20 protein-coding genes are annotated in these 26,045 nt (G+C 38.0%); 18 read left to right on the top strand and 2 right to left on the bottom strand.

Annotation, left to right across the window (positions count from 1 at the left end):
* Positions 1-185: 185 nt before the first annotated feature.
* Entirely contained in the window at positions 186-890 is a 705-nt protein-coding gene (locus tag H541_RS0101675) for a response regulator transcription factor (protein ID WP_022795623.1), read from the top strand.
* The gene (locus H541_RS0101670) at positions 887-2,356 is read left to right on the top strand and encodes a HAMP domain-containing sensor histidine kinase (protein WP_022795622.1); all 1,470 of its coding nucleotides are present in this window, start codon (positions 887-889) and stop codon (positions 2,354-2,356) included. The genes H541_RS0101675 and H541_RS0101670 overlap by 4 nt, the downstream gene beginning before the upstream one ends.
* A gap of 280 nt (positions 2,357-2,636) precedes the next feature.
* On the opposite strand, the gene yidC is transcribed toward H541_RS0101670, so the two are convergent.
* Positions 2,637-3,572, bottom strand: a complete 936-nt coding sequence (yidC, locus tag H541_RS0101665) for a membrane protein insertase YidC (protein WP_022795621.1) — start codon at positions 3,570-3,572, stop codon at positions 2,637-2,639.
* Between the two features lie 58 nt (positions 3,573-3,630).
* Positions 3,631-3,912 carry an acylphosphatase gene (locus tag H541_RS0101660; RefSeq protein WP_022795620.1) on the bottom strand — a complete coding sequence of 94 codons (282 nt, stop codon included), beginning with the start codon at positions 3,910-3,912 and terminating at the stop codon, positions 3,631-3,633.
* 175 nt (positions 3,913-4,087) lie between these two features.
* On the opposite strand from H541_RS0101660, the gene H541_RS13745 reads away from it, so the two are divergent.
* The 16 genes from H541_RS13745 to ruvB all read left to right on the top strand — a co-directional run bounded on the left by H541_RS13745 (position 4,088) and on the right by ruvB (position 25,978).
* Complete coding sequence (locus tag H541_RS13745) at positions 4,088-6,610, top strand: DNA translocase FtsK (RefSeq protein ID WP_022795619.1); 2,523 nt, start codon at positions 4,088-4,090, stop codon at positions 6,608-6,610.
* A gap of 147 nt (positions 6,611-6,757) precedes the next feature.
* Positions 6,758-7,816 carry a BMP family lipoprotein gene (locus H541_RS0101650; protein ID WP_022795618.1) on the top strand — a complete coding sequence of 353 codons (1,059 nt, stop codon included), beginning with the start codon at positions 6,758-6,760 and terminating at the stop codon, positions 7,814-7,816.
* Positions 7,817-8,024: 208 nt separating this feature from the next.
* Positions 8,025-9,578: an ABC transporter ATP-binding protein gene (locus H541_RS0101645; protein WP_022795617.1), complete on the top strand. Its 1,554-nt coding sequence runs from the start codon at positions 8,025-8,027 to the stop codon at positions 9,576-9,578.
* A gap of 1 nt (position 9,579) precedes the next feature.
* Entirely contained in the window at positions 9,580-10,641 is a 1,062-nt protein-coding gene (locus H541_RS0101640) for an ABC transporter permease subunit (protein ID WP_022795616.1), read from the top strand.
* A 1-nt stretch (position 10,642) separates the two neighbouring features.
* Positions 10,643-11,602 carry an ABC transporter permease gene (locus H541_RS0101635; RefSeq protein WP_022795615.1) on the top strand — a complete coding sequence of 320 codons (960 nt, stop codon included), beginning with the start codon at positions 10,643-10,645 and terminating at the stop codon, positions 11,600-11,602.
* A 16-nt stretch (positions 11,603-11,618) separates the two neighbouring features.
* Positions 11,619-12,341, top strand: coding sequence for an elongation factor P 5-aminopentanone reductase (gene ymfI / locus H541_RS0101630; protein ID WP_022795614.1), 723 nt, complete (start codon positions 11,619-11,621; stop codon positions 12,339-12,341).
* 67 nt (positions 12,342-12,408) lie between these two features.
* A complete protein-coding gene (locus H541_RS0101625) occupies positions 12,409-13,344 on the top strand; it encodes a helix-turn-helix domain-containing protein (RefSeq protein WP_022795613.1) in 936 nt (311 codons plus the stop codon).
* Positions 13,345-13,371: 27 nt separating this feature from the next.
* On the top strand, positions 13,372-13,935 hold the full coding sequence (gene pgsA / locus H541_RS0101620; RefSeq protein ID WP_022795612.1) for a CDP-diacylglycerol--glycerol-3-phosphate 3-phosphatidyltransferase: 564 nt from the start codon (positions 13,372-13,374) through the stop codon (positions 13,933-13,935).
* 404 nt (positions 13,936-14,339) lie between these two features.
* A complete protein-coding gene (locus tag H541_RS0101615) occupies positions 14,340-15,581 on the top strand; it encodes a competence/damage-inducible protein A (RefSeq protein WP_022795611.1) in 1,242 nt (413 codons plus the stop codon).
* 348 nt (positions 15,582-15,929) lie between these two features.
* Positions 15,930-17,009: a recombinase RecA gene (recA, locus tag H541_RS0101610; protein WP_022795610.1), complete on the top strand. Its 1,080-nt coding sequence runs from the start codon at positions 15,930-15,932 to the stop codon at positions 17,007-17,009.
* A 289-nt stretch (positions 17,010-17,298) separates the two neighbouring features.
* Entirely contained in the window at positions 17,299-18,864 is a 1,566-nt protein-coding gene (rny, locus tag H541_RS0101605) for a ribonuclease Y (RefSeq protein ID WP_022795609.1), read from the top strand.
* Positions 18,865-18,957: 93 nt separating this feature from the next.
* Positions 18,958-21,636: a DNA mismatch repair protein MutS gene (gene mutS, locus H541_RS0101600; RefSeq protein ID WP_022795608.1), complete on the top strand. Its 2,679-nt coding sequence runs from the start codon at positions 18,958-18,960 to the stop codon at positions 21,634-21,636.
* Positions 21,614-23,638: a DNA mismatch repair endonuclease MutL gene (gene mutL, locus H541_RS0101595; RefSeq protein ID WP_022795607.1), complete on the top strand. Its 2,025-nt coding sequence runs from the start codon at positions 21,614-21,616 to the stop codon at positions 23,636-23,638. The genes mutS and mutL overlap by 23 nt, the downstream gene beginning before the upstream one ends.
* A gap of 194 nt (positions 23,639-23,832) precedes the next feature.
* Positions 23,833-24,285 (top strand): peptide-methionine (R)-S-oxide reductase MsrB, encoded by a 453-nt coding sequence (gene msrB / locus H541_RS0101590; protein ID WP_022795606.1) that lies wholly within the window; start codon positions 23,833-23,835, stop codon positions 24,283-24,285.
* Between the two features lie 4 nt (positions 24,286-24,289).
* Positions 24,290-24,883, top strand: coding sequence for a Holliday junction branch migration protein RuvA (ruvA, locus tag H541_RS0101585; protein ID WP_026501528.1), 594 nt, complete (start codon positions 24,290-24,292; stop codon positions 24,881-24,883).
* 96 nt (positions 24,884-24,979) lie between these two features.
* A complete protein-coding gene (ruvB, locus tag H541_RS0101580; RefSeq protein ID WP_022795604.1) occupies positions 24,980-25,978 on the top strand; it encodes a Holliday junction branch migration DNA helicase RuvB in 999 nt (332 codons plus the stop codon).
* Positions 25,979-26,045 lie beyond the last annotated feature (67 nt).

The raw sequence follows: 26,045 nt of genomic DNA, 5'->3' as shown, positions 1-26,045 counted from the left end.
GAGACTGATAAGAGTCTCCGTAGTGTTTTTTTGCTGAAAATTACTCATAAGGCTTTAGATGAGTACGTTCAAAATCCATTAGAAAAATGAAGATAACATTAAAAAATGTTGTGATTTATTTTGAGGATATGCTATAATTTATGTGGATGTATTCGGTTTTAATTGATTTGTTAGGAGTTGACTAGATGTCAGAACATAAACACAAAATATTAATCATTGAAGACGAAAAAAATTTAGCACGATTTGTCGAATTGGAACTTCAACATGAAGGATATGAGACAGCAATCTGCTATAATGGTCGTTCTGGTTTGGAACGCGCTCTAGACGAAGATTGGGATGTTATTTTACTTGATTTGATGCTACCTGAGCTGAATGGGTTAGAAGTTTGTCGTCGTATTAGGCCTGTGAAAGATACGCCTATTATAATAATGACTGCTAGAGATTCAGTGATTGATCGCGTTTCGGGGCTTGATCAAGGAGCGGATGATTATATTGTTAAACCATTTGCTATTGAAGAATTATTAGCACGTTTGCGTTCTTTATTACGGCGAATCGAAATCGAAGAAGATTTACGTCAAAACAAACAAACGTTAGTTACCTTTAAAGATTTGACGATTGAGAAAGAGAATCGGACGGTCAGAAGAGGGGATCAAGTCATTGACTTGACGAAACGAGAATATGAATTATTACTGATTTTGATGGAACACATTAATGTAGTGTTGTCTCGTGAAGTTCTACTTAACAAGGTTTGGAGTTATAAAAACGAAGTTGAAACAAATGTTGTTGATGTCTACATTAGATATTTAAGAAATAAAATCGATGTTCCCGGGAAACCAAGTTATATTCAAACAGTTAGAGGAACTGGCTACGTGATGAGGGATGACCAATGAGTGAAACTCGCTGGTATCAATATAAACCCCAAAAGTCGAAGAGATTACAGAAACAATGGTGGCTGTTATTAACAGTCGCTTTTTTTCTTATCTATCTAGTCATTAGTGCGATGGCAATCAATTTTCAAGTAACGAGTAAAAGACAATTAGAGATGGATCGAACCAAGCAAGTTGCGAATTTAAACGATTTGATGCTTAATCAATTAAACGAGATCACAGCACAAAATATACCGGACGATTTTAAACTAATCAATGAAAATTCATATTCTGGTACAATTTATCCTAGTATCTCCTATCAAGATATTGAAACACAGGTATTTGATCGGTCAAAACAAGTGGTGTTTGAAACATTGACTAAACCAGTAGAAATGAATTTTTCAGGGGTAGCAGAGGCTGTCGATACAGAATTTGGTAATCGACAAATTTATGTGATACGTGGTCCAATATTCCAGAAAGATTCTAACCAGTTATTAGGCTACTACCAAGTGGTCAATTTTATGAGTGGCTTTTTAAAATGGCAACGAAAAGCATTGCTGACATACTTCTTGACGATGCCGTTTGTATTGCTATTTTTTATCATGCTAGGTTATGGTTTAAGCAAATTACTATTTGAACCTGTTGAAAGAATCAGTAAGGTCATCACAGCTGTGGATGAAGAAAATGTCCAAAATACTTTGATTAAAGAACCGGATAAAGAGAATGAGTTTTCAGATATCATCTACCATTTGAATCATTTACTACAACGCATCGCTTTTTATATCGATCAGCAAAAACACTTTGTAGAAGATGTTTCTCATGAACTTAGGACTCCGGTGGCTATTGTCGAAGGGCATCTGAAATTACTGAATCGTTGGGGAAAGGACGAACCCGAAGTTTTAGATGAATCTCTCAAACTATCCCTTGCTGAAATTCAACGGATGAAATCATTGATTCAAGAGATGCTTGATTTGCAACGTGCCGATATGGCAGTTGATCAGTATCGTGATAAAACAACATTGGTATACGAGAAAACTAAAAGAATTTACGAAAACTTCAAAATGCTTTATCCAGATTTCGATATTTTCTTGGATAGTGATTTAGTCTCAGAGATTGAGGCCAAAATTTACGAAAATCATTACGAACAGATTCTAATTATTTTTCTGGATAATGCCGTAAAGTACTCAAGAGATCGAAAAGAAATTCAAGTGTCTTTGGCTTCAGATAATGGATCTGTCAATATTGCAATCCAAGATTTTGGAGAGGGTATGTCTGAGGAAGACCGGGTTAAAGTTTTTTCTCGCTTTTATCGCGTTGATAAAGCTAGGGCTAGAGATAAGGGCGGCAACGGACTTGGACTGTCGATTGCAAAGCAACTCGTTGAAAGTTATGGTGGAACTATCTCAGTTGAAAGCGTACTAGATCACGGTTCTATTTTTAGAGTGTCGCTACCTATTATGAAAAAGATCCCTTTTGAGAGCAGAGTTTGATCAGTTGCTATGTAGTGAATCTCCTAAATTGCTTTCTGTGGAGAAGAATTATTGCGATTAAATCTCGGCGTTGTAAATGTAAGTGTTGTAAGGTTGTAAATGTAAGTGTAGTAAGTCGGAAAATAGGGAATATGAGTTTTAAAAATGATCTAAAAAAGGACTTGGCTGTGATTGCCAAGTCCTTTTTGAATCAGTCTAAATAGTGCTCATAGTGTTGATCAAGGGTTTATCAAATCATTCAATCATCCTGATATTTTTCAGAAAAGACAACTGTTAATGATTACCTGTGTTTCTTGTGGTTTTGTCTTCCTTGATTGCGGTTTCTTCCAGTATCCTTTTTCTTTGTTTGCTTTTTTGAGGATTGAACGACCGGCTTAGCTTCTTTAATATCTGAGACAACCGGACGTGGTTTGTTTTTGAATTCTTCATCAAGTTGAGCTTTAATCTTTGGTTTGATGAATTTGTTTTGTAAGAATGTTTGCAGTGTAACCAACACTCCACCAATCAACCAATAGAGTTGTAGTCCAGCAGGTGAAGAGAAGGATAGGAAGATCATTATAGCTGGGTTTATATAGGTCATGGTTTTCATTTGAGCCCTTTGGCTTTCAGGAATTCCTTGCATCATCAGGTAACTTTGTCCCAAGTATACGATACCAACGAGAATCGTTAGAATTAATGTTGGCTCTCCTAAACTAATGCCTAAGAATGTACTTTGTGAGATACTTTCAGAAAGTACGATAGCGTTGTACAAACCGATAAAGATTGGCATTTGAAGTAAAAGTGGTAAACATCCCAAACCACCAGTCATGCTAATGCCATTATTCTTATAAACTTGTTGCATTTTCAGAGATGCTGCATTTTTTTCTTCCATCGTCTTAGCAGCTTTAACTTCTGCTTGAACTTTGTCAAGTTCTGGTTTTACTAAAGCCATTTTTTCTTGTTGGATCATTTGTTTTTTCATTTGGCTAAAGTTCAAGGGCATCAATACTAAACGGACAACAACCGTTATAACGATAATAGCGATACCATAGCTACCAAATAAAGACGCTAGTTGATCAAGAATATAGCCAGATGGGATGACAAAATACTGATACACAAACCCAGTAGGATTTCCATCTGCATCTCTGCGCATACAACCCGCCAAAAAAAGCGCAAGGATCAAGAATGGCGAAATCCTTACGATCGTTCCATTCAGGAACTTTTTAATTTTTTTCATAGTTCACTCTCCATTAATTAAGATAACACTCCCATATTAAAGGAAAGTAGGTCCTATTTCAATAAATGACTTGAAAGCTTTGCTGATTTTTAACCTCTGAAGGATCCAATTCGTCAATGATTACTTCATCAACGGTTGCAGCAGGTGAGGGCGATGATTTGATGACGTCAATGTAGCGGTCGATATCTTCTTTTTTCCCGTAGGCAAAAATTTGCACAGACCCATCAGCTAAGTTTTTTACGGTTCCACTAATATGCAAAGCGTCCGCACGATACTTTGCCATATATCTGAATCCAACACCTTGTACCAATCCGTGAACAGTCATTTTTACGTACCGCATGATATCCCTCCTTGGAATGGAAAAATACTGTTAGTCTTTAATTCATCATAGCACAAAGCGCAGATTGTTGTCGTGATCAAGGGTGTTTAGATTACCAAGGTGTCATGAGATTTTGAATATACGATAACCAATTAATCTGTTATACTTGTGCTAATAGAAGAGAGGAATAGAAAGAATGGCGAAAAGAAAACCGAAAACGAAGACAAAGGCTTCTACTACCAAGAGGAGTGCTGTCAAACACCGCAAGTTGTCCCCAGAATTTTTAGGACTAGTTCTAGCAATTATTAGCATTATAGGCTTGTTGCGCTTAGGTGTTGTAGGTCGGATCATTCAATTTTCGATTGCGACTGTCGTTGGCCAATTGTACTGGGTAGCATTGCTTGCATTAACTGGCTATTCTTTGGTTAAGATTGTTAAAGGAAATAAACTAAAACTAAATGCGCGTTATAGCTATGCCGCACTATGTTTTTTTATTGCTTCAATCATTATATTGCAATATACGGTCAATCGACAATTCCAAGTTAATTGGGATAACAGCTTTTCTAGTACTTGGTCTGCCGTAAGGAATATGTGGGCAGCCCGTACTGTACTGCCAAGTGTAGGGACTGGAGTGTTAGGGGCTTTACTTTTTCAAGGAATGTCTTGGTTAATTGCACCATTAGGATCACTGATGATGGCAACCGTGATAGGTCTAGTTGGGGTTTTGCTCACTGTAGGAATATCTTGGCAAGAATTGATCGCGGCAGTTAAAAAAATGTTTAGCTCTAGTCAATCAAATGATTCTGATCATGGCCGCTCAAAAAATAAAGCACAAGCTGAAAATGGTGTTTTAACGAAACTGAATCGTTCGCTCAAAAGTTTGTTATCTAGTAGTGATGATGTGGAACCAATTACTCCAGATAAATCAGAAAAGGATAGTGCAATCGATGAAGATGAGGCTAATCTAGGAAACTATGGTCAACCTCTGGATAATCCCCAGCACTCAAAAGCACAGGTTTCCGGTTTCCCGTTAGGGACAACTGTCGACAATAACGGTGAAGTGATTAGTCCCACAGCTTTGAATGCTATTGAAAAATTAAAGCAAGACCGAGAGGCATATCAAAAAGCGTTGTCTCAGAAAAATGAAAATGGCTCGGGAAATGATCACCCTTTAAGTAAGGGTACTATAGATGATGTGTTTAATTTGGGCAGCCCATCTGGTGAAACCAACGAAACTAATGAAGCAGATGATGATGACGGTAAAGAAGTCAATATTACATTATCGACACAACTGAAAAATATTAACTATAAATTACCAGGTCTTGATTTACTGAATCCTCCTGTCGTTAGTGACCAGACAGGAGAGTACGATATTATTGAACATAATATTCTTAAATTAGAAGAGACATTCAAAAGTTTTGGGGTCGATGCAACTGTTGTTAATGCTAATTTGGGACCTGCTGTCACAAAATTTGAAATTAAGCCCGCTGTTGGTGTCAAAGTCAATAAGATCGTTCATCTATCTGATGATATTGCTTTGGCTTTAGCGGCAAAGGACATTCGTATAGAGGCGCCTATACCTGGAAAACCATACGTTGGGATTGAAGTACCAAATCAATCAATCAATATGGTTAGTTTCAGGGAAGTCGTTGAGACAGCTCTAAAGTCTCTTGAACCATTGGATATACCATTAGGGCGCGATGTTTCTGGGAATACGATTTTGGCTGATTTAAGTAAAATGCCACACTTATTGATTGCGGGTGCTACTGGGAGTGGTAAGTCAGTCTGTATTAACGGTATAATCACAAGCATTCTTATGAAGGCTAAACCTAACGAAGTTAAATTGATGATGATTGACCCCAAAAAAGTTGAATTGAATGTATACAATGATATTCCACATCTATTGACGCCGGTTGTAACTAATCCCAGAAAAGCTGCTCAAGCTCTCAATAAGGTAGTTGAAGAAATGGAAAGACGCTATGAATTGTTTGCTGCCTCAGGCGCCAGAAACATGAAAAGTTATAACGAGGAAGCTAAGGCCTATGAAGCTGAGAGCGGTGAAGAACAAGAATTTCTACCTTATATCGTCGTGATTGTTGATGAGTTAGCAGATTTAATGATGGTGGCCAGTAATGAGGTTGAAGCCGCTATTATTCGCTTGGCACAAATGGCTAGAGCTGCAGGGATTCATATGGTATTGGCAACACAAAGACCTTCTGTAGATGTTATCACAGGAATCATAAAGGCCAATGTTCCAAGTAGAATTGCTTTTTCTGTGTCTAGTGGTACCGATTCGAGGACTATTATAGATAGTAATGGTGCAGAGAAATTGTTAGGAAGAGGAGATATGCTCTACCTTCCAATGGGGGAAAGTAAACCTATTAGAGTTCAGGGCGCCTTTTTATCAGATCAAGAAGTTGAGCGAATAGTTGATTTCGTTAAAAAACAAGAAGAAGTGTCTTATGTAGAAGAAATGAATCCGAATCAGCCAACGGAGACAACTACTAGTGAACCAGAAGACGAACTTTATCCAGAAGTTTTGGAAATGGTATCTGGTCAAGAAACGGCAAGCATCTCCATGATTCAAAGAAAGTTCCGCATTGGTTATAACAGAGCGGCAAGATTGATTGATTCTTTAGAAGCACATGGAGTAGTTGGTCCTCAAGATGGGAGTAAGCCACGAAAAGTGTTGATAAGATCTGATGAGATTAGTGACTAGTGGGACAAAGGTAGGAAAACCATAATTGTAGATATGACTGTCGTATTCACAAACGTTTTTCAAAATAGTGTAAAAAATATTTGTTTATCATGAAGAATATGCTAAACTATTAGAGGAAATAAAATAAAATTATGGAGGGCTTTATCCATGGCGTTTTGGAAAAAGATTGGCAAAATTTCGGTTGGGGTTTCAGCGGCATTGTTGTTAGCAGCGTGCGGAAATGGTGGAAATGATTCTGATGACAACTCTGATGGTGGGGAATCTGATGGAGACAATTTTTCGGCAGTTATTGTAACTGATGTCGGTGGTGTAGATGATAAATCCTTCAACCAAGGTGCTTGGGAAGGCCTTACAGAGTGGGGTAAAGAAAACGGCAAAGAACAAGGCAACTCTGGCTATGCCTACATTCAATCTGACTCTGAATCAGATTATATTACCAATTTGAACTCTGCAGTTAGTAATGGCTTCAACCTGATATTTGGTGTTGGGTACAAATTAGTCGACGCTATTAAGGAAACAGCAAGTAATAATCCTGATACACATTTTGCAATCATCGATGAAGTTATCGATGCCGATAACGTTGCTTCTGTGACATTTAAAGATAATGAAGCAGCTTTTCTAGCTGGAGTAGCTGCTGCAAATGAAACAAAAGTTGATAAAGTAGGATTTATCGGTGGCGCTAAATCACCTGTTATCGATCGTTTCGAAGCCGGCTTCGTCGCTGGTGTTAAAGCAGTTAATCCGGATATCGATATCGTTGTTGAATATGTGAATGACTTTGGGGACGCAGCCAAAGGGAAACAATTAGCAGCAGCAATGTATGCTGATGGAGCAGATATTATTTATCAAGCTGCTGGTGGTTCGGGTAACGGAGTCTTCTCAGAAGCTAAAGATATCGTAAAAGCAGATCCATCTCGTGAAATTTGGGTTATCGGTGTTGACCGTGACCAAACTGATGAAGGTGTTATTGGAGACCGTAACGTTACACTGACATCAACGACTAAGGGTGTTGGTGTTGCTGTTAAAAACTTGACGGAAGAATCTGCTAAAGGAAACTTTCCTGGTGGAGAACACCAAGAATTAGGTTTGGCTGATGACGGTGTTGGTTTGACAGATGGGCAATTGTCAGATGACACCAAAACACAAATTGAAGATTTCAAAAAACAAATCATTGATGGTAGTTTAGAAGTTCCAGAAAAACCATAAAGATAAATCAATAGTGAAATTGAGTAAAAGCGTCATCTTTGGGGTGACGCTTTTGCTATACTCTAAAATAGCAAAGATAGCAATTCGTAAAATTTACAATTGAAAATGGTATAGTAGCTATTGTTTGGCTGAACTTTTAAAAAACATAGAAGCGTCTTGTCATTTTTTGGTATACTTAGTCTAATAAATTGAAAAGGAGCGACCTTTTTTGACACATCATGAGAACGTGATTGAAATGATTGACATTACTAAAGAATTTGGTAATTTTAAGGCGAATGACGGTATCAATTTATCAATCAGAAAAGGTGAGGTGCACGCCTTATTAGGTGAAAATGGTGCGGGTAAATCAACCTTGATGAATATATTGTCTGGATTATTAGAGCCAACGAGTGGTGAAATCAAGATCAATGGTGAAACTGTAAAAATCACTTCACCAAATGTTGCTAACCAACTTGGAATCGGCATGGTTCATCAACATTTCATGCTAGTTGGCAAGTTTACTGTTACTGAGAATATAATGCTTGGAAAAGAAATTAGTCATTCTGGTTATATCAATATCAAAAAGGCTCAGAAAAAAGTACAAGAATTATCTGATCATTATAAACTTTCTGTGAATCCAAATGCCTTGGTAAGAGACATCTCAGTAGGGATGGAACAAAGGGTTGAAATCTTGAAAACCTTGTATCGTGGTGCAGATATTTTGATTTTTGATGAGCCAACTGCAGTGTTGACGCCTCAAGAGATTGATGAATTGATTCAAATCATGAGGCAATTGACTTTAGAAGGCAAATCAATCATCTTGATTACCCATAAGCTGGATGAAATTAAGCAAGTTGCTGACAGATGTACCGTTATTAGACGCGGTAAATCTATCGACACAGTAGATGTGGATAAGGTATCTACTCAAAATCTTGCTGATATGATGGTAGGACGACAAGTTCAATTTAAGACAGTTAAAGAACCTAGTAACCCTAAGGAAGTTGTTTTAGATATTGAACACTTAACGGTGAAAGATAGCCGTAATGTGACTGTGGTTGATGATTTGGATCTTTCTATTAGAGGTGGAGAGATTATCGGATTAGCTGGCATAGACGGTAATGGACAATCTGAATTGATCCAAGCTATTACAGGGTTAAGAAGTGTGACGACCGGATCGATTAAAATTAAGGATATAGATATTACAAACCAATCCCCACGTTTTATTACAGAGTCAGGTGTTGGACATATTCCAGAGGATAGACAGAAATATGGTCTGATTTTACAGTTGCCGTTAGATAAAAATATGGTGCTTGAAAGTTACTATAAAGCACCGTTTTCTAAACATGGTATCTTGAATGATCAAGCCATTACAGAATATGCCAAACGCCTGATCGATGAGTTCGATGTTCGTACCACATCTGAGAAGTCGATTGCTGGTTCACTATCTGGTGGTAATCAACAAAAAGCAATCATTGCTCGTGAGGTGGATAAGAACCCCGACCTTTTGATTGCTGCTCAACCTACTAGAGGGTTGGATGTTGGTGCAATCGAGTATATCCACAAACGGTTGATCGAGCAAAGAGATCAAGGTAAAGCAGTTCTATTGATGAGCTTTGAACTGGATGAGATTTTCAACCTATCAGATAAGATTGCTGTTATGTATGATGGCAAAATCGTCAAGGTTCTTAATGCATCTGAAACAGATGAAAGTGAGATCGGATTACTGATGGTAGGATCTTCAAAAGAGGATAAAGAGACAGCGACAGAAGAGGAGGCAGTCTAAAGTGAATCAATTAAAACGAATTATGGTACCTCTTCTATCGGTTTTATTAGGACTCTTATTAGGAGCCATTATTATGTACTCCTTTGGGTTCGATGCCTTAAATGGATATATGGTTATGTTAAAAGGCGCTTTTGGCACACCGTTCTTTATCGGTGAAAGTTTACGGAACGCGGCCCCTCTGATAGTCATTGCGTTAGGATTTTCTGTTGCTAATACGGCAGGATTTTTCAATATAGGGCTATCAGGTCAGGCTGTTTGTGGCTGGCTAGCTAGTGTTTGGGTGGGCCTTTTGTTTCCTGATCTACCTAAGTTCATACTGCTACCGCTAGCCATTATGGCTGGTATGATTGCGGGCGCTATATGGGCCGGGATTGCTGGTGTGTTGAAAGCTTATTTCAATACCTCAGAGGTTATCGTTACAATCATGCTTAACCATACCGCTTTTTTTGTTAGCAACTATATTGTTAGGAATGTAATGACTGAACAAGCTGATTCTACAGCTCATGTGGGAGAAAATGCCTCAATGAGATTACAGTGGTTGACTCAAATGACTCAAAATTCAACCTTGCACATGGGAATTTTTATCAGTTTAGTGATGGTATTGATCATGTACTGGCTGATGCAAAAAACCAACCTTGGCTTTGAAATAAAAGCAGTTGGATTGAATAAGCACGCTTCAGACTATGCCGGTATCAGCACGAAGCAGGTTATTATTACATCCATGCTTATCAGTGGTGCTTTAGCTGGTCTTGGTGGTTCTATGGAAGGATTGGGAAATTTCCGCAATATCTTTATATTCGGATCGTTACCAAGTATTGGATTTGATGGATTAGCTGTCTCACTATTAGGTGCTGGAAATCCAATCGGAATTTTGTTTTCTGGTTTGTTGTTTGGTGTATTGCGAGTTGGCGGAAATAGTATGCCGTTAAGTGCTCAAATCCCATCAGAAGTTGTCGGAATTGTCAGTGCATCAATTATCTTCTTTGTTGGTAGTAGCTACGTGATACGATTTGCTATCGATAAGTTTAATGCAAAAAATGTAAAAGCAAAGGTGGGAGATTAATATGGATATCATAACGTTATTATCAATCGTTGTGTCTTCAGCACTTGTTTACTCTGCTCCACTTGTTTTTACAGCGCTAGGTGGCACATTTTCAGAACGATCTGGAATCGTTAATGTTGGTTTAGAAGGTATCATGGTGATGGGTGCTTTTTCATCAGTCGTTTTCAATCTAACATTTGGCGAGAGCATAGGCGGAAGTACTCCGTGGCTCGGATTATTAGTTGGTGGCCTAACGGGAGTCATATTTTCGTTGATTCATGCACTCGCCACTGTCAATTTCAGAGCTGATCATATTATTTCTGGTACTGTGATCAATATGCTAGCCCCATCTTTAGCTATATTTTTGACAAGAGTTTTATATGAAAACCATGGACAAACAGCTATGATCCAATATGGGTTTGGTAAAACGACTATTCCTGTTCTATCCAAAATTCCATTTATCGGACCTATCTTTTTTACTGGAACGTCTTTACCGGCTTATTTATCAATTGTAGTTGCCGTAATTGCTTATATCGTATTATTTAAAACTACTTTTGGCTTACGACTAAGATCTGTTGGGGAGCATCCTCAAGCAGCGGATACGTTGGGTATAAATGTCTATGGTATGCGCTATGCGGGTGTCTTGATTTCTGGATTATTAGGAGGTATCGGTGGTGCGATAGTTGCTCAGTCTATTTCGCTTAATTTCTCGATTACAACGATTGCGGGGCAAGGATTTATAGCAATGGCAGCAATGATTTTTGGTAAATGGAATCCGATTGGAGCCATGGGAGCGGCCCTATTCTTTGGACTAGCACAAAGTTTGAGCGTTATCGGTAGTTATATTCCGATTATTCAAGATATACCTAGCGTTTGGTTAGAAATAGCACCATATCTTTTAACTATTATCGTGTTGGTTCTGTTTATCGGAAACTCAGAAGGTCCTGCTGCAAATGGCACGACTTATGTCAAATCGAAGTAAAGGATATTAATTTCAAATGGAAAAACATGCACTGATTATTGGAGCGAGTGGGGTTATTGGTGGAGCAATCGCAAAAGATCTAGCACAGGTGGGCTGGTCGCTCACTTTACATGCTAATGACAATATAAAGCAGGTAACTAGTTTGAGACAAAGCCTTCAAGAAAAATTTCCTAATCAGTTTTTTTCAATTATCCAATTTGATCTTTCTAATATAGATAAAAGTATTCTTTCAAATATATTACCTATTAGTGGTTTAGTTTTTGCTTCGGGAGGTACGGTCTACGATTTTTTGAGAAATCAGACAACAACTGATATTAATCATTTGTTCAAAGTCCATGTATTTGGTCCAATTGAAGTTATTCAATTTTTTGAGGCCCAACTTCTAAAAGCAAAACATGCTAGGATTGTATTTATTACTTCAGTATATGCTAGTCATGGCAGTGCCCTTGAAACGACTTATTCAGCGGTAAAAGGAGCTCAGGAATCATTTATAAAAAGTTACGCGATGGAGGTAGCTGCAAATGATTTAACTGTGAACGGTGTAGCTCCCGGTGCAGTCAAGACGCCGACAAACTATTTCCTGGATCAATCTGCCTGGCAACAACTTATAGAAGAGATACCACTGCAACGATTAGCTGATCCAGAGGATATTTCGTATTGGGTCAGTGCAATTTTTGATAAAAGGTCCGATTACTTAACTGGGCAAGTGATAAAAGTCACTGGTGGTTGGGGTGATTAACTCACCTTTTTACCAGCTATTTCTCCGTCAAATATGATACAATGAAATCGATTAGGTGGGTGATAATGTGACTAAAATTGGCAGTATATTAGCAGAAGCACGTGTAGAGAAAGGGTATACTTACGCGGACTTGGAACAAGTGACTAAAATCCAATCGCGCTATTTACGGGCAATCGACCAAAATAATTTTCAGGAATTACCAGGTCAATTTTATATCCGAGCGTTTGTACGCCAATATGCGGAAGCTGTCGATATTGATCCAGAATGGTTGTTAGCAAAATATCCATTGGACGATACCTTTGCAAATGAAACTGATATAGAGGGTGTCATACCGACTTATGAATCAAGATCAACTAAACATCGCCAGCAGAGTAGATTTGATTATGTGATTCAAACGAGTAAAAACATCTTTCCATTATTTCTCTTGTTGTTGTTTATGATCCTTTTGATAGTCTTGATGGTTATGGCTTATTTAAAATCTCAAAGTAATGAGGATTTGATTACGCAAGATCCTGCCCAAACTGAGACACAAAACAATGGTGAGACTGATAATAACAATAATGAGAATGACTCTGCTGATTCTGAGAACCCATCCGACAGTGATTCAGATTCGAATCAAGATGACACAGAAGAGGCTACTGACTCAGAAGACTCAGATACAGAAAATAGTGATGGGCCAATCAGTTTGACAACCGTTAGTATCGATGGGACACGCGGGTCTTTTAAAACGTCAGATATCAAGTTACCGACCAAAGTCGACTTAAAAGCGGTTGAGGGAGGCAGATCTTGGATCAGTGTTAGCATCGATGGTGCAGTAGCCTATGAAGGAACATTAGAAAGTGGACAGTCTCAATCAGTAGATTTGCCTTCAGGAGCTAAGAACATTAGCTTTAGTATAGGGTTTACACCTAGTGCGGAAATTGCGATCGATGGTAAACCATTAGAACTTCCAGAAGATTATAAAACGATCAACACCCAATATTTTGATATTGAGATCGATTGATCAGTCTAAATGATAGGGGATAAAAGAGTGAATTTACCGAATAAATTAACCGTCATTCGCATGTTGTTGATACCAGTCTTTATTTTAGTGATGGCTATCAATGCTCAAAATAGTAATGAGGGTTTGAATGCTTTACAAATTATTGCCACTATTATTTTTGTGGGGGCAAGTTTTACGGATTGGCTTGATGGCTATATCGCTCGTAAAGATGATTTAGTCACAAATTTTGGCAAGTTTGCTGATCCTATGGCTGACAAAATGCTTGTGATGTCTGCTTTTATTATGCTAGTTGGTGTGGATCAAGCTCCTGCTTGGGTCGTAACTATTATTGTGTGTCGTGAAATAGCCATCACAGGCTTACGAACAATTTTAGTTGAACAAGGCGAGGTAATGGCTGCTGCAAAAGCAGGGAAACTAAAAACAGTCACCCAAATGATTTCAATCATTTTATTATTGCTTCATGACTGGCCATTTCAATTTCTACCGTTCTCGTTGGGAGAAGTGTTCTTATACTTGGCATTGATTGCTACAGTTTATTCTGGTTATGAATACTTCAAGCACAGTTGGTCAGTATTCAGTCGATCGATGTAGCACGTATTTGAAAATTTGGTTATTTGAGAGATAGATCTTTTGAAGATTATCATTATTTTCAAAGTTGCATAGAAAGATAAATAGTTTATAGAATGGCAAAAAATATAGAAGTAAAACGAAATAAATAGGTAGTTTAACGGATTAAGTGTTGTGGTGGTCGATCGATGTCGGCCACTTTTTTAATTGTTTTTGCGTGACTATTAATCGACTGCATTATAACTGTATTATATAGGAGTGTTGAGTTTATGAGTCTGATAACTAATGCGTATTATCAAATGTCAATGATGGACAGATGAAGTCAATCAATTACCTGTATTTTAGTATAAAGGTGATTTAAAATGATAGTAAAATATTTATAAAAGTTGTATTTTTCCAGAATGACGTCTATAAAATTGGAGGCAGAAATGGTACAAGCAGAATTGATTGCAGTGGGGACAGAGTTATTGATGGGTCAAGTCGTCAATACTAATACCAGTTATTTGGCCCGAAAGTGTCAAGAAAATAATATAAATGTATATTATCATCATATTGTTGGGGATAATCCTGAGCGGTTAGCTGCTACGTTCAAACAAGCTTTGAAACGGAGCGATTTAGTCATACTAACAGGGGGACTCGGGCCAACTGAGGATGATCTCACTAAGCAAGTAGTGGCAAAATGCTTAGGAAGAGAACTTCGAGTTGACAAAGAAGCATCGGAAAATATTAGAAGATTTCATCAGAAGCTTAATAGAGAAATAACGCAAAACAATTGGCGTCAAGCTGAATATATTGATGGCAGTCGCATTCTAAAGAACCATAACGGGTTAGCAGTTGGTGATTATTTTGTAGATAATGGGAGCTCCGTTATTTTATTACCTGGACCTCCAAGTGAGATGAAGATGATGTTTGAAAGGGAGGTTCTGCCAATTTGGCAGGATACATTCAAGAGTAATGGTGTGATGCGTAATAAGATTTTACGTTTTTATGGTATTGGGGAATCAAAACTGACTACCGAAATCCAGGACATAATTGAATCACAGGTGAACCCTACTGTTGCTTCCTATGTCAATGATTATGAGGTTAGCTTACGTCTCACAGCAAATGCATCAGATGATACTAGTGCGGCAGTATTATTACGTGACACCGGCAAAAAAATAAAGGAAAGAGTTGGAGAGTACTGTTTTAGCGATGATCAATTCGAATCATTAGAATATGCAGTAGTCTACTATTTGACCGAAAAAGGATTAACTATCTCAGCAGCAGAGAGTCTCACAGCAGGTTTGTTTCAAGCTATGGTCGCAGATGCTCCCGGGGCTAGTAAAGTCCTAACAGGTGGTATGGTGACGTATCAGACTATTGAAAAAGAAAGACTACTTGGGATTCCTGAAGAAATAGTTGATACATTCGGAGTCGTCAGTTCAGAATGTGCTGCCGAAATGGCGAAACGTGTGAAGGAAAAAACGGGTAGTGATATTGGAGTTGGATTGACGGGAGTAGCGGGACCTGAAACGCAAGAGGGTAAAGAAGTTGGGACTGTATTTATTGGATTAGCTTATGACGATTCAGTCAGAGTGAAAGAATTACATTTATCTGGAGTTCGAGTAGCGGTAAGAAAGAAAGCAGTAAAAGAGGCATTGAATTTGGTGATTAAAAACATTATCGCATAAGCGAATATATGTTCGCTTTTTACTGCGATTTCTGTTACTATACTTATGTACTGTAATAGTTTAAGATGAACACAAAATTAAGTGACTATATGTATATTTATAGGTAAGTATATTTATACATGGGTATGTGTATAACAGCATATATTTATAAAAACTTATATTTATAAGTAACTATATGTATAAGCACGAATACTTAAAAATGAGTATATGTAAAAAGGGTATATTTCTAAATGAGTGACTCTGATAATTACATATTCAAAACTGATGAGGTATACTCAAAACTCAATAATAGATTTGTGTTGTGTTTGACTGTATCTTGACTGTATTAAATGTAGAAAAGAGGATATTATGGCAGCAGCTGATAATCGTGAAAAAGCTTTAAATGACGCATTAAAAAGAATCGAAAGAAACTTTGGTAAAGGCGCAGTAATGAAACTCGGAGAGAAAGCTGATACTAAAGTATCAACTATTTCAAGTGGATCTTTGCAAGTTGACGTAGCTCTTGGTGTTGGTGGATATCCACGTGGTAGGATCATAGAAGTTTATGGACCTGAATCATCTGGTAAGACAACTGTAGCTCTACATGCTGTAGCAGAAGTTCAAAAACAAGGTGGGGTGGCAGCTTTTATTGATGCCGAACACGCTTTAGATCCAGACTATGCTCAGCATCTAGGTGTTGATATAGATGAATTGCTATTATCACAACCTGATACTGGGGAGCAAGGTTTGGAAATTGCAGATGCACTCGTTTCTTCAGGCGCCGTTGACATCGTTGTTATAGATTCAGTAGCGGCATTGGTACCACGAGCAGAAATTGATGGCGAGATGGGGGATGCCCATGTTGGTTTGCAAGCTCGTTTGATGTCTCAAGCCCTTCGGAAACTTTCGGGTTCTATCAGTAAAACGAAGACGATTTGTTTGTTTATCAACCAAATAAGAGAAAAAGTTGGTATTATGTTTGGAAATCCCGAAACTACACCTGGTGGACGCGCCTTAAAATTCTATGCCACTGTTCGACTAGAAGTTCGTCGAGCTGAGCAAATCAAAGATGGTACGGATATTATAGGAAGTAAAGCTAAAATCAAAGTTGTAAAGAATAAAGTTGCTCCACCGTTCAAAACGGTAGTTGTAGATATCATGTATGGTAAAGGTATCTCTCAAACGGGAGAATTAGTGGATATGGCAAGTGATCTCGATATCATTAAAAAGAGTGGTGCTTGGTATAGCTATGGTAGTGATCGTATTGGTCAAGGGCGTGAAAATGCAAAAGCATATTTAGTTGACCATCCTGATGTCTTTAATGAAATCGACGGATTAGTAAGAGAACACTATGGCATTCCAAAAGTTGAGAGAAAAGAAGCAGTGACGGCTAAGGCTAAAGGCGATAATAAAGAGCAAGGGGATTTACTCGACGAAAGTGATGAGTAAGATCTTTGATAAAGGGGCTACAATCTATAAGGATTGTGGCTCTTTTTTTGTTGAAGGGTTCACTTTAGAACACTCATGTTATAATTCATGTTTTTTTATAGCGTTTGCATGGCTACTTAAAATGCTATAAACATTGTTTTAATAGCTTTTAGCAAACAACTGTGTCACTTCTATTAAATACACTTGATTGACAGTTCATAGCTAAAAAGATAGAATGTAGAGTGTGCATATCATTAAATAATATGACATTTAATAAAACAACTAAAATCATATAAACGGAGGTGACTTCATGGATATCAACCCAGTGTCAGTTTCCTTCGCGATCATAATTTTGGTTTTAGGATGTCTCCTAGGATATTGGTTACGCAAATCGCAACATGAAAAAGAAATAATGGGTGCTAAGAGTTCAGCAGCCACTATTTTGAACGACGCAACTCGAGATGCAAAGCGCTTAAAGAAGGATGCATTGATAGAAGCTCGAGAACAAAATCATAAGTATCGGGACAAGATCGAATCAGAACTAAAAGATCGTCGTACAGACATTACCTTACAGGAAAAACGGTTGATACAGCGTGAGAGTAAACTTGATCGTAAAGATTCTAATTTAGAAAAACGCGAGCAGTTACTGGAAACGAAAGAGACCGATTTGATGAAAAGGATCGACATAGTCAATGAAAAAGAAAGCAGTGTCGATAAAATTGTCGCAAAGCAATCTGATGAACTAGAACGAATATCTATGCTTTCTCGAGATGAAGCTCGTGACATCATTATGTCAACGCTTGATCAAGAATTGCAACGTGAAAAAGCAATTAAAATCAAAGAAACAGAAGAAATTACGAAAGAAGAAGCAAACGAACGTGCTACAAAGATCGTTTTGGAGGCTATTCAACGGTCTGCAGCAGACATAGTTGCAGAGAAAACGGTTTCTGTTATTTCATTGCCTAATGATGACATGAAAGGCAGAATTATCGGTAAAGAAGGACGTAATATCAGAACTCTTGAATCATTAACGGGGATCGATGTGATCATCGATGAGACCCCTGAAGCTGTTGTTTTGAGTGGCTTTGATCCAATTAGACGTGAAATCGCTCGGATGGCTTTGGAAAAATTGATTTCTGATGGCCGCATTCATCCAGCACGTATAGAAGAAATGGTTGAAAAATCTCGTAAAGAGATGGATAACCGTATACGTGAGGTCGGTGAACAAGCAGTATTTGAAGTTGGCATTCAAGCTTTGCACCCTGATATCATCAAACTATTAGGGCGTCTATATTTCAGAACAAGCTATGGTCAAAATGTATTGAATCATAGTATTGAAGTAGCTAAATTAGCTGGCGTCATGGCAAGTGAGTTTGGCGAAGATCCGCAACTGGCTAAGAGAGCAGGTCTATTACATGATATTGGTAAAGCAATTGATCGTGACGTAGAAGGTTCTCATGTTGAGATAGGTGTTGAGTTGATGCAAAAGTATCATGAATCAGATGTTGTTATTAATGCTGTCGCATCTCATCATGGTGATGTTGAACCGACTTCCATCATATCTGTACTCGTTGCTGCTGCTGATGCATTATCTGCTGCGAGACCTGGTGCACGAAGTGAATCGCTTGAAAACTATATCCATCGTCTAGAGAAATTAGAGCAATTAGCTAATGAAGAGGATGGCGTGAAGAAAAGCTTTGCTATCCAAGCCGGACGTGAGATACGTGTGATGGTCAAACCTGAAAAGATCAATGATTCAAAAGCTATTATCTTAGCTCGTGATATCAAAAATAAAATTGAAGAAGAACTCCAATACCCAGGACATATTAAAATCACAGTGATTCGCGAAACTAGAGCTGTAGAATACGCGAAATAAACTTAAGAAGGAGGGAGTGGCATTTGTCACTTCTTCCTTCTTTTTGATAGAATAGATGTAATTGAAAAATGTGTTCAGAGGAGTAAAAAGGACATGAGCAATGAGACACCAATGATGATTCAGTACCATAAAATCAAAGACCAGTATCCAGATGCCTTTTTGTTCTATCGTCTTGGAGATTTTTATGAATTATTTGAAGATGATGCGTTAAAGGCAAGTCGATTATTAGAAATAACCTTGACCACTCGTAATAAAAAATCTAAGAACCCGATTCCTATGTGCGGTGTTCCGCATCATGCAGCACAGGATTATATTAAAACATTGATTAAAATGGGTTATAAAGTGGCCATTTGTGAGCAAATGGAAGACCCAAAATTAGCAAAGGGAATGGTCAAAAGAGAAGTTATCCAACTCTTGACTCCGGGGACATATATCGATGAATCTGCTAATCAACAGTTGACGAACCACTATTTAGTATCACTAACTACTAACAGAAAACCGAGTTATTTAAGTGATCCGAAAATTGATGTAATGACAAAAGAAGTAACGCTATTTGGAATTAGTGCAGTTGATGTTAGCACAGGAGAATGGTCTGCTACGGTTGTTGATCGAGATCAATTAGCTATTGAGATTGCTAGTCTTCACCCGCAAGAAATCGTTTGTGAACCAGAATTTGAAGAGTCCTTTCAAAAGATTTTTCCTGATTTATTTTTTAGTACTATTGTGCCCAAAAAAAGTGAGCTATTGCCTCCAATAGAGTCAAATGAGTTACCCGTTTTGGAAGAAAATTCGAAGATTCTATTAGATAAAGCAAATAGGCTAATAATGAGTTACTTAATTGAAACACAAAAAAAACAGCTTAGTCATCTTCAAGCAATCACTTATTATGAACCAACTTCCTATTTACAAATGAGCCAAGAAACCAAAAGTCATCTAGAACTTATTACATCAGTTCGCCACAAAAAAGAAGGTGCATTAATAGCTATTCTAGATGAAACACAAACCGCTATGGGATCAAGATTATTGAAACAATGGCTAGAAAAACCATTGCTCAAGCAAGCAACAATTGAAAGTAGGCAGGAGAGGGTTTCGCTATTACTCAACAACTTTCTTGAAAGAACAGCTTTATCTGAATATCTTCATCAAGTCTATGATCTTGAACGCTTAGTAACGAAATTAGCAATGGGGACTATCAGACCAAGAGACTATCAACAGTTGTCAAAATCCCTCAGTATAGTGCCATTAATCACAGAAACACTGAATGCGATAGATAAAGACCAAATTTTTGCGGAAGAAAATGTCAGCACTAATGTTAGTATTCAGGTGCAACAACTGATCGATGCGGCGATCGATGACGATCCACCAATCACTTTTAAGAATGGCGGTGTGATTCGTGATGGTTACAATGAGCAATTGGACCACTATAGGGACGTTTTGAAAAATGGACAACAATGGATTGCGGATCTTCAACAAAAAGAACGTGAATTGACTCAAGCAAAGAGTCTTAAGGTAGGGTATAATAAAGTATTTGGCTATTATATTGAGATTTCAAAAGCTCAAGCACAACAAGTTGATACGAGTCGCTTTGATCGGAAACAAACATTGGCAAATGCAGAGCGCTATATTACACCTGAGCTAAAAGAAATCGAACAGGAAATACTAGAAGCCCAAGAGAATGCATTAGTACTAGAGCATGAACTATACGAACAGTTGAGGCAAGACATTATGCCTTTCCGTGAAAAACTTCAACAAACTGCAAAATCCATTGCGACAATTGATGTGATTCAATCTTTAGCCAAAGTTGCTGAGGACAATGACTATTGTAAACCTAGCTTATCACTTCATGACCGAACGCTAGAGCTATCCCATTCGAGACATCCGGTAGTAGAAAAAGTACTTGGTCCGGGTGAATTTGTGAGTAATGATGTGTCTTTAGGTGGTGATCATCGGGTAGAAATTATCACAGGACCTAATATGGCTGGTAAATCGACATATATGCGTCAAGTTGCCTTAATCACGATCATGGCTCAAATAGGGTCTTATGTACCAGCTAAAGTAGCCAAATTACCAATCGTTACTAAGTTATTTACGCGTATTGGAGCGGCGGATGATCTTTATAGTGGGAAGAGCACATTTATGGTTGAAATGATGGAAACGCAATATGCTCTTAAACACGCTGATCAGTATAGTTTAATTCTGTTTGATGAAATCGGAAGAGGTACTGCTACTTACGATGGTATGGCTCTAGCACAAGCTATTATCGAGTTTATAGTAGAACAGATTCCAGCTCATGTCCTATTCTCGACCCATTACCATGAGTTAACTGATTTAGATCAACAATTTGAGGCAATTAAAAATGTTCATATTGAAGCAATTGAATCCGGTAATGATATTGTTTTTTCTCACTTGATCAAGCCGGGAGCTGCTGATAAAAGTTATGGTGTCCATGTTGCGCGTTTAGCTGAGATGGATGAACGAGTGATTCTGCGGGCGGAGGTAATCCTAAAAGAACTCGAAACTAATGCACAAAAGTTAAAAGAAACAATGGATGACGATCACAGTGATTTAGCAGGAAATAAGGAGTCTATGCTAAGAAATTCTACTAAAAACAATAATGAAGAATATAGTAGTGAGATAGCAGTAGATTATCAAAAGCTAAAGGCTAGAGTTGAAGCAATCGATGTTTTGAATTATTCCCCTTTGGAGGTTGTTACGCTATTAGCAGATTTACAGAATGAGGTGAAGAATGATGGCGAAAATCAAAGAACTTAGTGTTGCACTGACCAACCAAATTGCCGCGGGTGAAGTTATCGAACGGCCTGCTTCAGTTGTAAAGGAATTAGTGGAAAATGCTATAGACGCTAATAGTACAGAGATTGTAGTTACCCTAAAGGAAAGTGGGTTAACCAGTATTTCTGTTGCTGATAACGGCAACGGCATGGATTCTGAAGACGCTCTTAACTGTTTCAAACGATATGCAACGAGTAAGTTGAGCCAGCAACAAGAACTTTTCCGAATTCGTACATTAGGCTTCAGGGGTGAAGCTATCCCGAGTATTGCTGCTGTAAGTCAAGTGTTGCTTACTACTAGTAATGGGAGTGAGGCAACAGAAGTTCATTATCATTATGGCAATCTAGAAAGTTCTAAGCCAACTTCTCGTGCCAAAGGAACGACAATTACAGTCACAAATTTGTTCTCCAACACGCCGGCACGCTTAAGATTTATGAAATCACTACCTACGGAGCTAAGTCATATCACTGATTATCTCAATCGTCTTGCGATGAGCTATCCCGCTGTCCGATTTGAAGTATGGCATGATGGAAATCAGATGCTCAAAACGGTCGGTAATGGTGACCAACAGCAAGCAATAGCTGGAATATATTCACCATCAATTGCAAGGCAAATGATCCCACTAAATTTTGAAACTGCAGATTTTTCAGTCAAAGGGTTCATTTCACCGCCACTACTTTCGAGAGCCAATCGGCATTATATGTCTATTTTTATCAATAATAGGTATATTAAAAACATTGCTATTCAACAGGCTGTTCTGGCTGGCTATAAGAGTACCTTAATGATTAAACGCTTTCCAATAGTGGCCTTGAATATTGAAGCAGATCCTTTATTGGTAGATGTTAATGTCCATCCCAATAAGCTTGATGTTCGCCTCAGTAAGACGGAACAATTACAAGAAGCCTTGAAAACTGAAATTTTTAAGGCTGTTCAAAAAAGAGATAGAATTCCAGATAGTCAAAGTGTTGTTGATAAACAACTTAAAAAGAGACATCCAATTGAGTTACCATTAAAGCCAAAAGAACAGGATGTAGATTCTTTTGATACAATCAGTAAACCAACTCATAAGAATTGGTTCGGTCGATCTTATCTAAGAAATGATGATAAAATAACGGATCACAAAGGTTATGAAAGGGATAAAATAGCCAATGAGCCATCATCTGCTGATGATCGTGGAACTGATTTATCTGCTCATGACATTAGTAAGAAACAAAATAACGATTTGCTACAATCCGTCGCAGAGGATCATGGTCAAAAAGCTACGGAGCAGATCTTTAAAAATAGGAACCAAACAACACGTCAAGATTACGAGCTGGCTGAATACTTAGACAGACCTGAAAATGATAGTGAAGCTGTAGCCGAAAAGTTAAACGACTATAATCCAATACACGATTCATCTTTTCCTGAATTAGAATATTTCGGTCAATTACACGGGACTTACCTCTTCGCGCAAGGAAATGACGGATTTTATATTATTGATCAACATGCAGCGCAAGAACGGATTCGTTACGAATATTTACTAAAAAAAATGTCTGTAGTTAAGGCATCGCAGCAAGAATTATTACTCCCATTAACCATCACCCTTAGTGCCGATCAAATGGAAAATATAACAGCATTTGCATCTGTATTTCAAAAAATTGGCTTGCAATTTGAACCATTTGGTCCACGATCAATCATTTTTCATTCTTATCCAGCGTGGATGACAGGCAGGGAGGTTCAATCTGATATCGAACAAGTTGTCGATTTGATTCTGTCAAAAGAGGTTGAAAATGTGATTGATCTTCGTTACAAAACGGCAGTCATGATGAGTTGTAAGGAATCAATCAAAGCAAATCATTATATTACTCCAGACGAAGCACGTAAATTGTTAGAGGATTTGTCTAGAACTCAAAATCCGTACAATTGTCCACATGGTAGGCCGACCATTGTTCATTTTTCAACGTATGATATGGAAAGATTATTTAAACGAATACAGGATCATTGATTTTGTTACAGTTGAACACGATGACTATGAACGTGTGTTCGTGTTATAATGTGATTTGTAATGACCATCTCACTTTTTCACCTTGTTCCAAATGCTAGTTGAAGACGTTGGATTAGTCATTTAGGGGAAAGAGGGAAAATCATGCAGTATCCTGAATTTAACGAATAAAATAAAGTAAAAGAAGGGTGACCTCAATGAGCAATGAAAATGAGATTGAAAAAAATAAAAGCAAACTGTCTAAAGTAGCTTACGACGTGACACAGAATAACGGGACTGAAAGACCCTTTTCGGGAGAGTATGATGACTTTTATGATAAAGGAATCTATGTTGATATACTAAGTGGCGAGCCATTGTTTAGTTCAACAGATAAATATGATGCTGGTTGTGGGTGGCCGTCGTTCTCAAAAACAATCGATAAAAAAGCTGTAGCGGAAAAGCGTGACCAATCTCATGGGATGGAGAGAATCGAAGTGCGAAGTCAAAAAGCGGACTCTCATTTAGGTCATGTTTTTAATGATGGTCCAGTGGAACAAGGCGGATTAAGGTATTGCATCAACTCTGCTGCATTACGATTTATTCCCTACGATCAACTGGATGCTGAGGGATTAGGGGACTACAAAGTTCTTTTTAACGAAAAGGATAACTGATATGTTGTATGATTACATTAAAGGCGAGTTAACTACTATAACACCAAAGTCTGTCACGATTGAATCTTATGGCATTGGGTATTTAATTTTAATGGCCAATCCCTTCGAACTACAATCATCACTACATCAAACAGTCAAATTATTTGTTCATCATCATGTAAGAGAAGATGATGAATTATTGTTTGGTTTTCTAGATCAACCAACTAGGACTTTGTTTGAACAATTAATTAGTGTATCCGGTATCGGTCCTAAAAGTGCTTTATCAATTTTAGCTAGTGAGCATCAAAAGGGCTTCATAAAGGCAGTAGAAACTGCTGATCAGACATTCTTGACACGATTTCCTGGAGTAGGAAAGAAAACGGCTGCTCAAATCATTTTGGATCTAAAAGGAAAGCTTGGGTCTTATGATAGTGAAGAAAAGACAACTAAGAAGCAGTCTGCAGAAGATGAACATGTTACTGATGTTGCACTGGCTTTGTCTGGTTTAGGATACTCACAAAGAGAAATCGACAAAATTAAGAAAAATTTGATACCTGAGAGTAACGAAAGTACTGAACAGCTTTTAAAGAGAGCGTTCAAACTCTTGTTAGATAAATAATGCTATTTGTTAGAAGAAAAACGATAGTTTGGCAATGTATCTAGCATCTTGGAAGGCCTACTAGATACATGTCAAAATAGCGAAAGGGATTTTACAATGACTGAAAGAATTGTTTCAGCTGAAGATGTGTTTGATGATGGAGATAATGAGCTTTCCTTACGTCCGCAGTGGCTTAGAGAGTATATCGGACAAGAAAAGCTAAAACGCCAACTAGACATCTATATCAAGGCTACAAAGCAACGAGAGGAATCTTTGGACCATATTTTGATTTATGGCCCCCCAGGACTAGGAAAAACGACCTTAGCTCATATCATAGCTCATGAACTTGATGTAAACATCACGACGACTAGTGGACCCGCTATTGAAAGAAGCGGAGATCTAGTTGCAATATTGAGTGATTTGAATGCTGGAGATGTTCTTTTTATTGATGAAATCCATCGCTTACCAAAGCCTGTAGAAGAAATTCTATATTCAGCCATGGAAGACTTCTTTATCGATATCGTGACTGGCATCGGGGCTACGGCACAACATATCCATTTTCCGTTACCACCGTTTACTTTGATAGGTGCGACCACTCGTGCTGGAGCGTTATCTGCACCTCTTAGAGACCGCTTTGGGATTATCGATCATATCGATTACTATACAGTTGATGATTTAGAATTGATTATCAACCGAACTGCTAGAGTGCTCGAATGCGACATTGATCAAAAAGCTTCACTTGAAATCGCACTTAGATCTAGGGGAACACCAAGAATAGCTAACCGATTATTACGACGCGTTCGCGATTTTTCACAAGTTGAGACAGAGGAGATTATTAGTGAATCTGTCACGAAAAAAACACTTAAGATTCTCGGAGTAGATCGAGTGGGATTAGATGAGATAGATCGTCGCTTGTTACTAACGATGATTAAGTTTTATCAAGGAGGTCCAGTAGGTGTGGCTGCATTGGCAGCAAACGTTTCAGAAGAAAGAGAAACGATTGAAGATATGTATGAACCCTACCTACTTCAAAATGGTTTTATCCAAAGAACTCCTAGAGGAAGAGTTGCGACGCCAAAAGCCTATGATCATCTTGGTATTCCATTACCAAAATAAGCGGGAAGATGACGATTCGAGAAAATAGTACTAGTGTCTAGTATAAAAAAGTATAAGTCTAGTATAA

Origin of the sequence: Bavariicoccus seileri WCC 4188, assembly GCF_000421665.1 — a bacterium.
Lineage (GTDB): Bacteria > Bacillota > Bacilli > Lactobacillales > Aerococcaceae > Bavariicoccus > Bavariicoccus seileri.
Note: the sequence above shows the minus strand (reverse complement) of the source record. Positions and strands in the feature narration are given on the sequence as shown.

Bases quoted from the DNA above. Each gene is read 5' to 3' on its own strand.
- mutS (WP_022795608.1), top strand. From the start codon at position 18,958: ATGAGCAATGAGACACCAATGATGATTCAGTACCATAAAATCAAAGAC.
- H541_RS13745 (WP_022795619.1), top strand. From the start codon at position 4,088: ATGGCGAAAAGAAAACCGAAAACGAAGACAAAGGCTTCTACTACCAAG.
- mutL (WP_022795607.1), top strand. From the start codon at position 21,614: ATGGCGAAAATCAAAGAACTTAGTGTTGCACTGACCAACCAAATTGCC.
- H541_RS0101660 (WP_022795620.1), bottom strand. From the start codon at position 3,912: ATGCGGTACGTAAAAATGACTGTTCACGGATTGGTACAAGGTGTTGGA.
- rny (WP_022795609.1), top strand. From the start codon at position 17,299: ATGGATATCAACCCAGTGTCAGTTTCCTTCGCGATCATAATTTTGGTT.
- H541_RS0101675 (WP_022795623.1), top strand. From the start codon at position 186: ATGTCAGAACATAAACACAAAATATTAATCATTGAAGACGAAAAAAAT.
- msrB (WP_022795606.1), top strand. From the start codon at position 23,833: ATGAGCAATGAAAATGAGATTGAAAAAAATAAAAGCAAACTGTCTAAA.
- H541_RS0101670 (WP_022795622.1), top strand. From the start codon at position 887: ATGAGTGAAACTCGCTGGTATCAATATAAACCCCAAAAGTCGAAGAGA.
- yidC (WP_022795621.1), bottom strand. From the start codon at position 3,572: ATGAAAAAAATTAAAAAGTTCCTGAATGGAACGATCGTAAGGATTTCG.
- recA (WP_022795610.1), top strand. From the start codon at position 15,930: ATGGCAGCAGCTGATAATCGTGAAAAAGCTTTAAATGACGCATTAAAA.
- H541_RS0101615 (WP_022795611.1), top strand. From the start codon at position 14,340: ATGGTACAAGCAGAATTGATTGCAGTGGGGACAGAGTTATTGATGGGT.
- H541_RS0101650 (WP_022795618.1), top strand. From the start codon at position 6,758: ATGGCGTTTTGGAAAAAGATTGGCAAAATTTCGGTTGGGGTTTCAGCG.
- H541_RS0101635 (WP_022795615.1), top strand. From the start codon at position 10,643: ATGGATATCATAACGTTATTATCAATCGTTGTGTCTTCAGCACTTGTT.
- ruvB (WP_022795604.1), top strand. From the start codon at position 24,980: ATGACTGAAAGAATTGTTTCAGCTGAAGATGTGTTTGATGATGGAGAT.
- ymfI (WP_022795614.1), top strand. From the start codon at position 11,619: ATGGAAAAACATGCACTGATTATTGGAGCGAGTGGGGTTATTGGTGGA.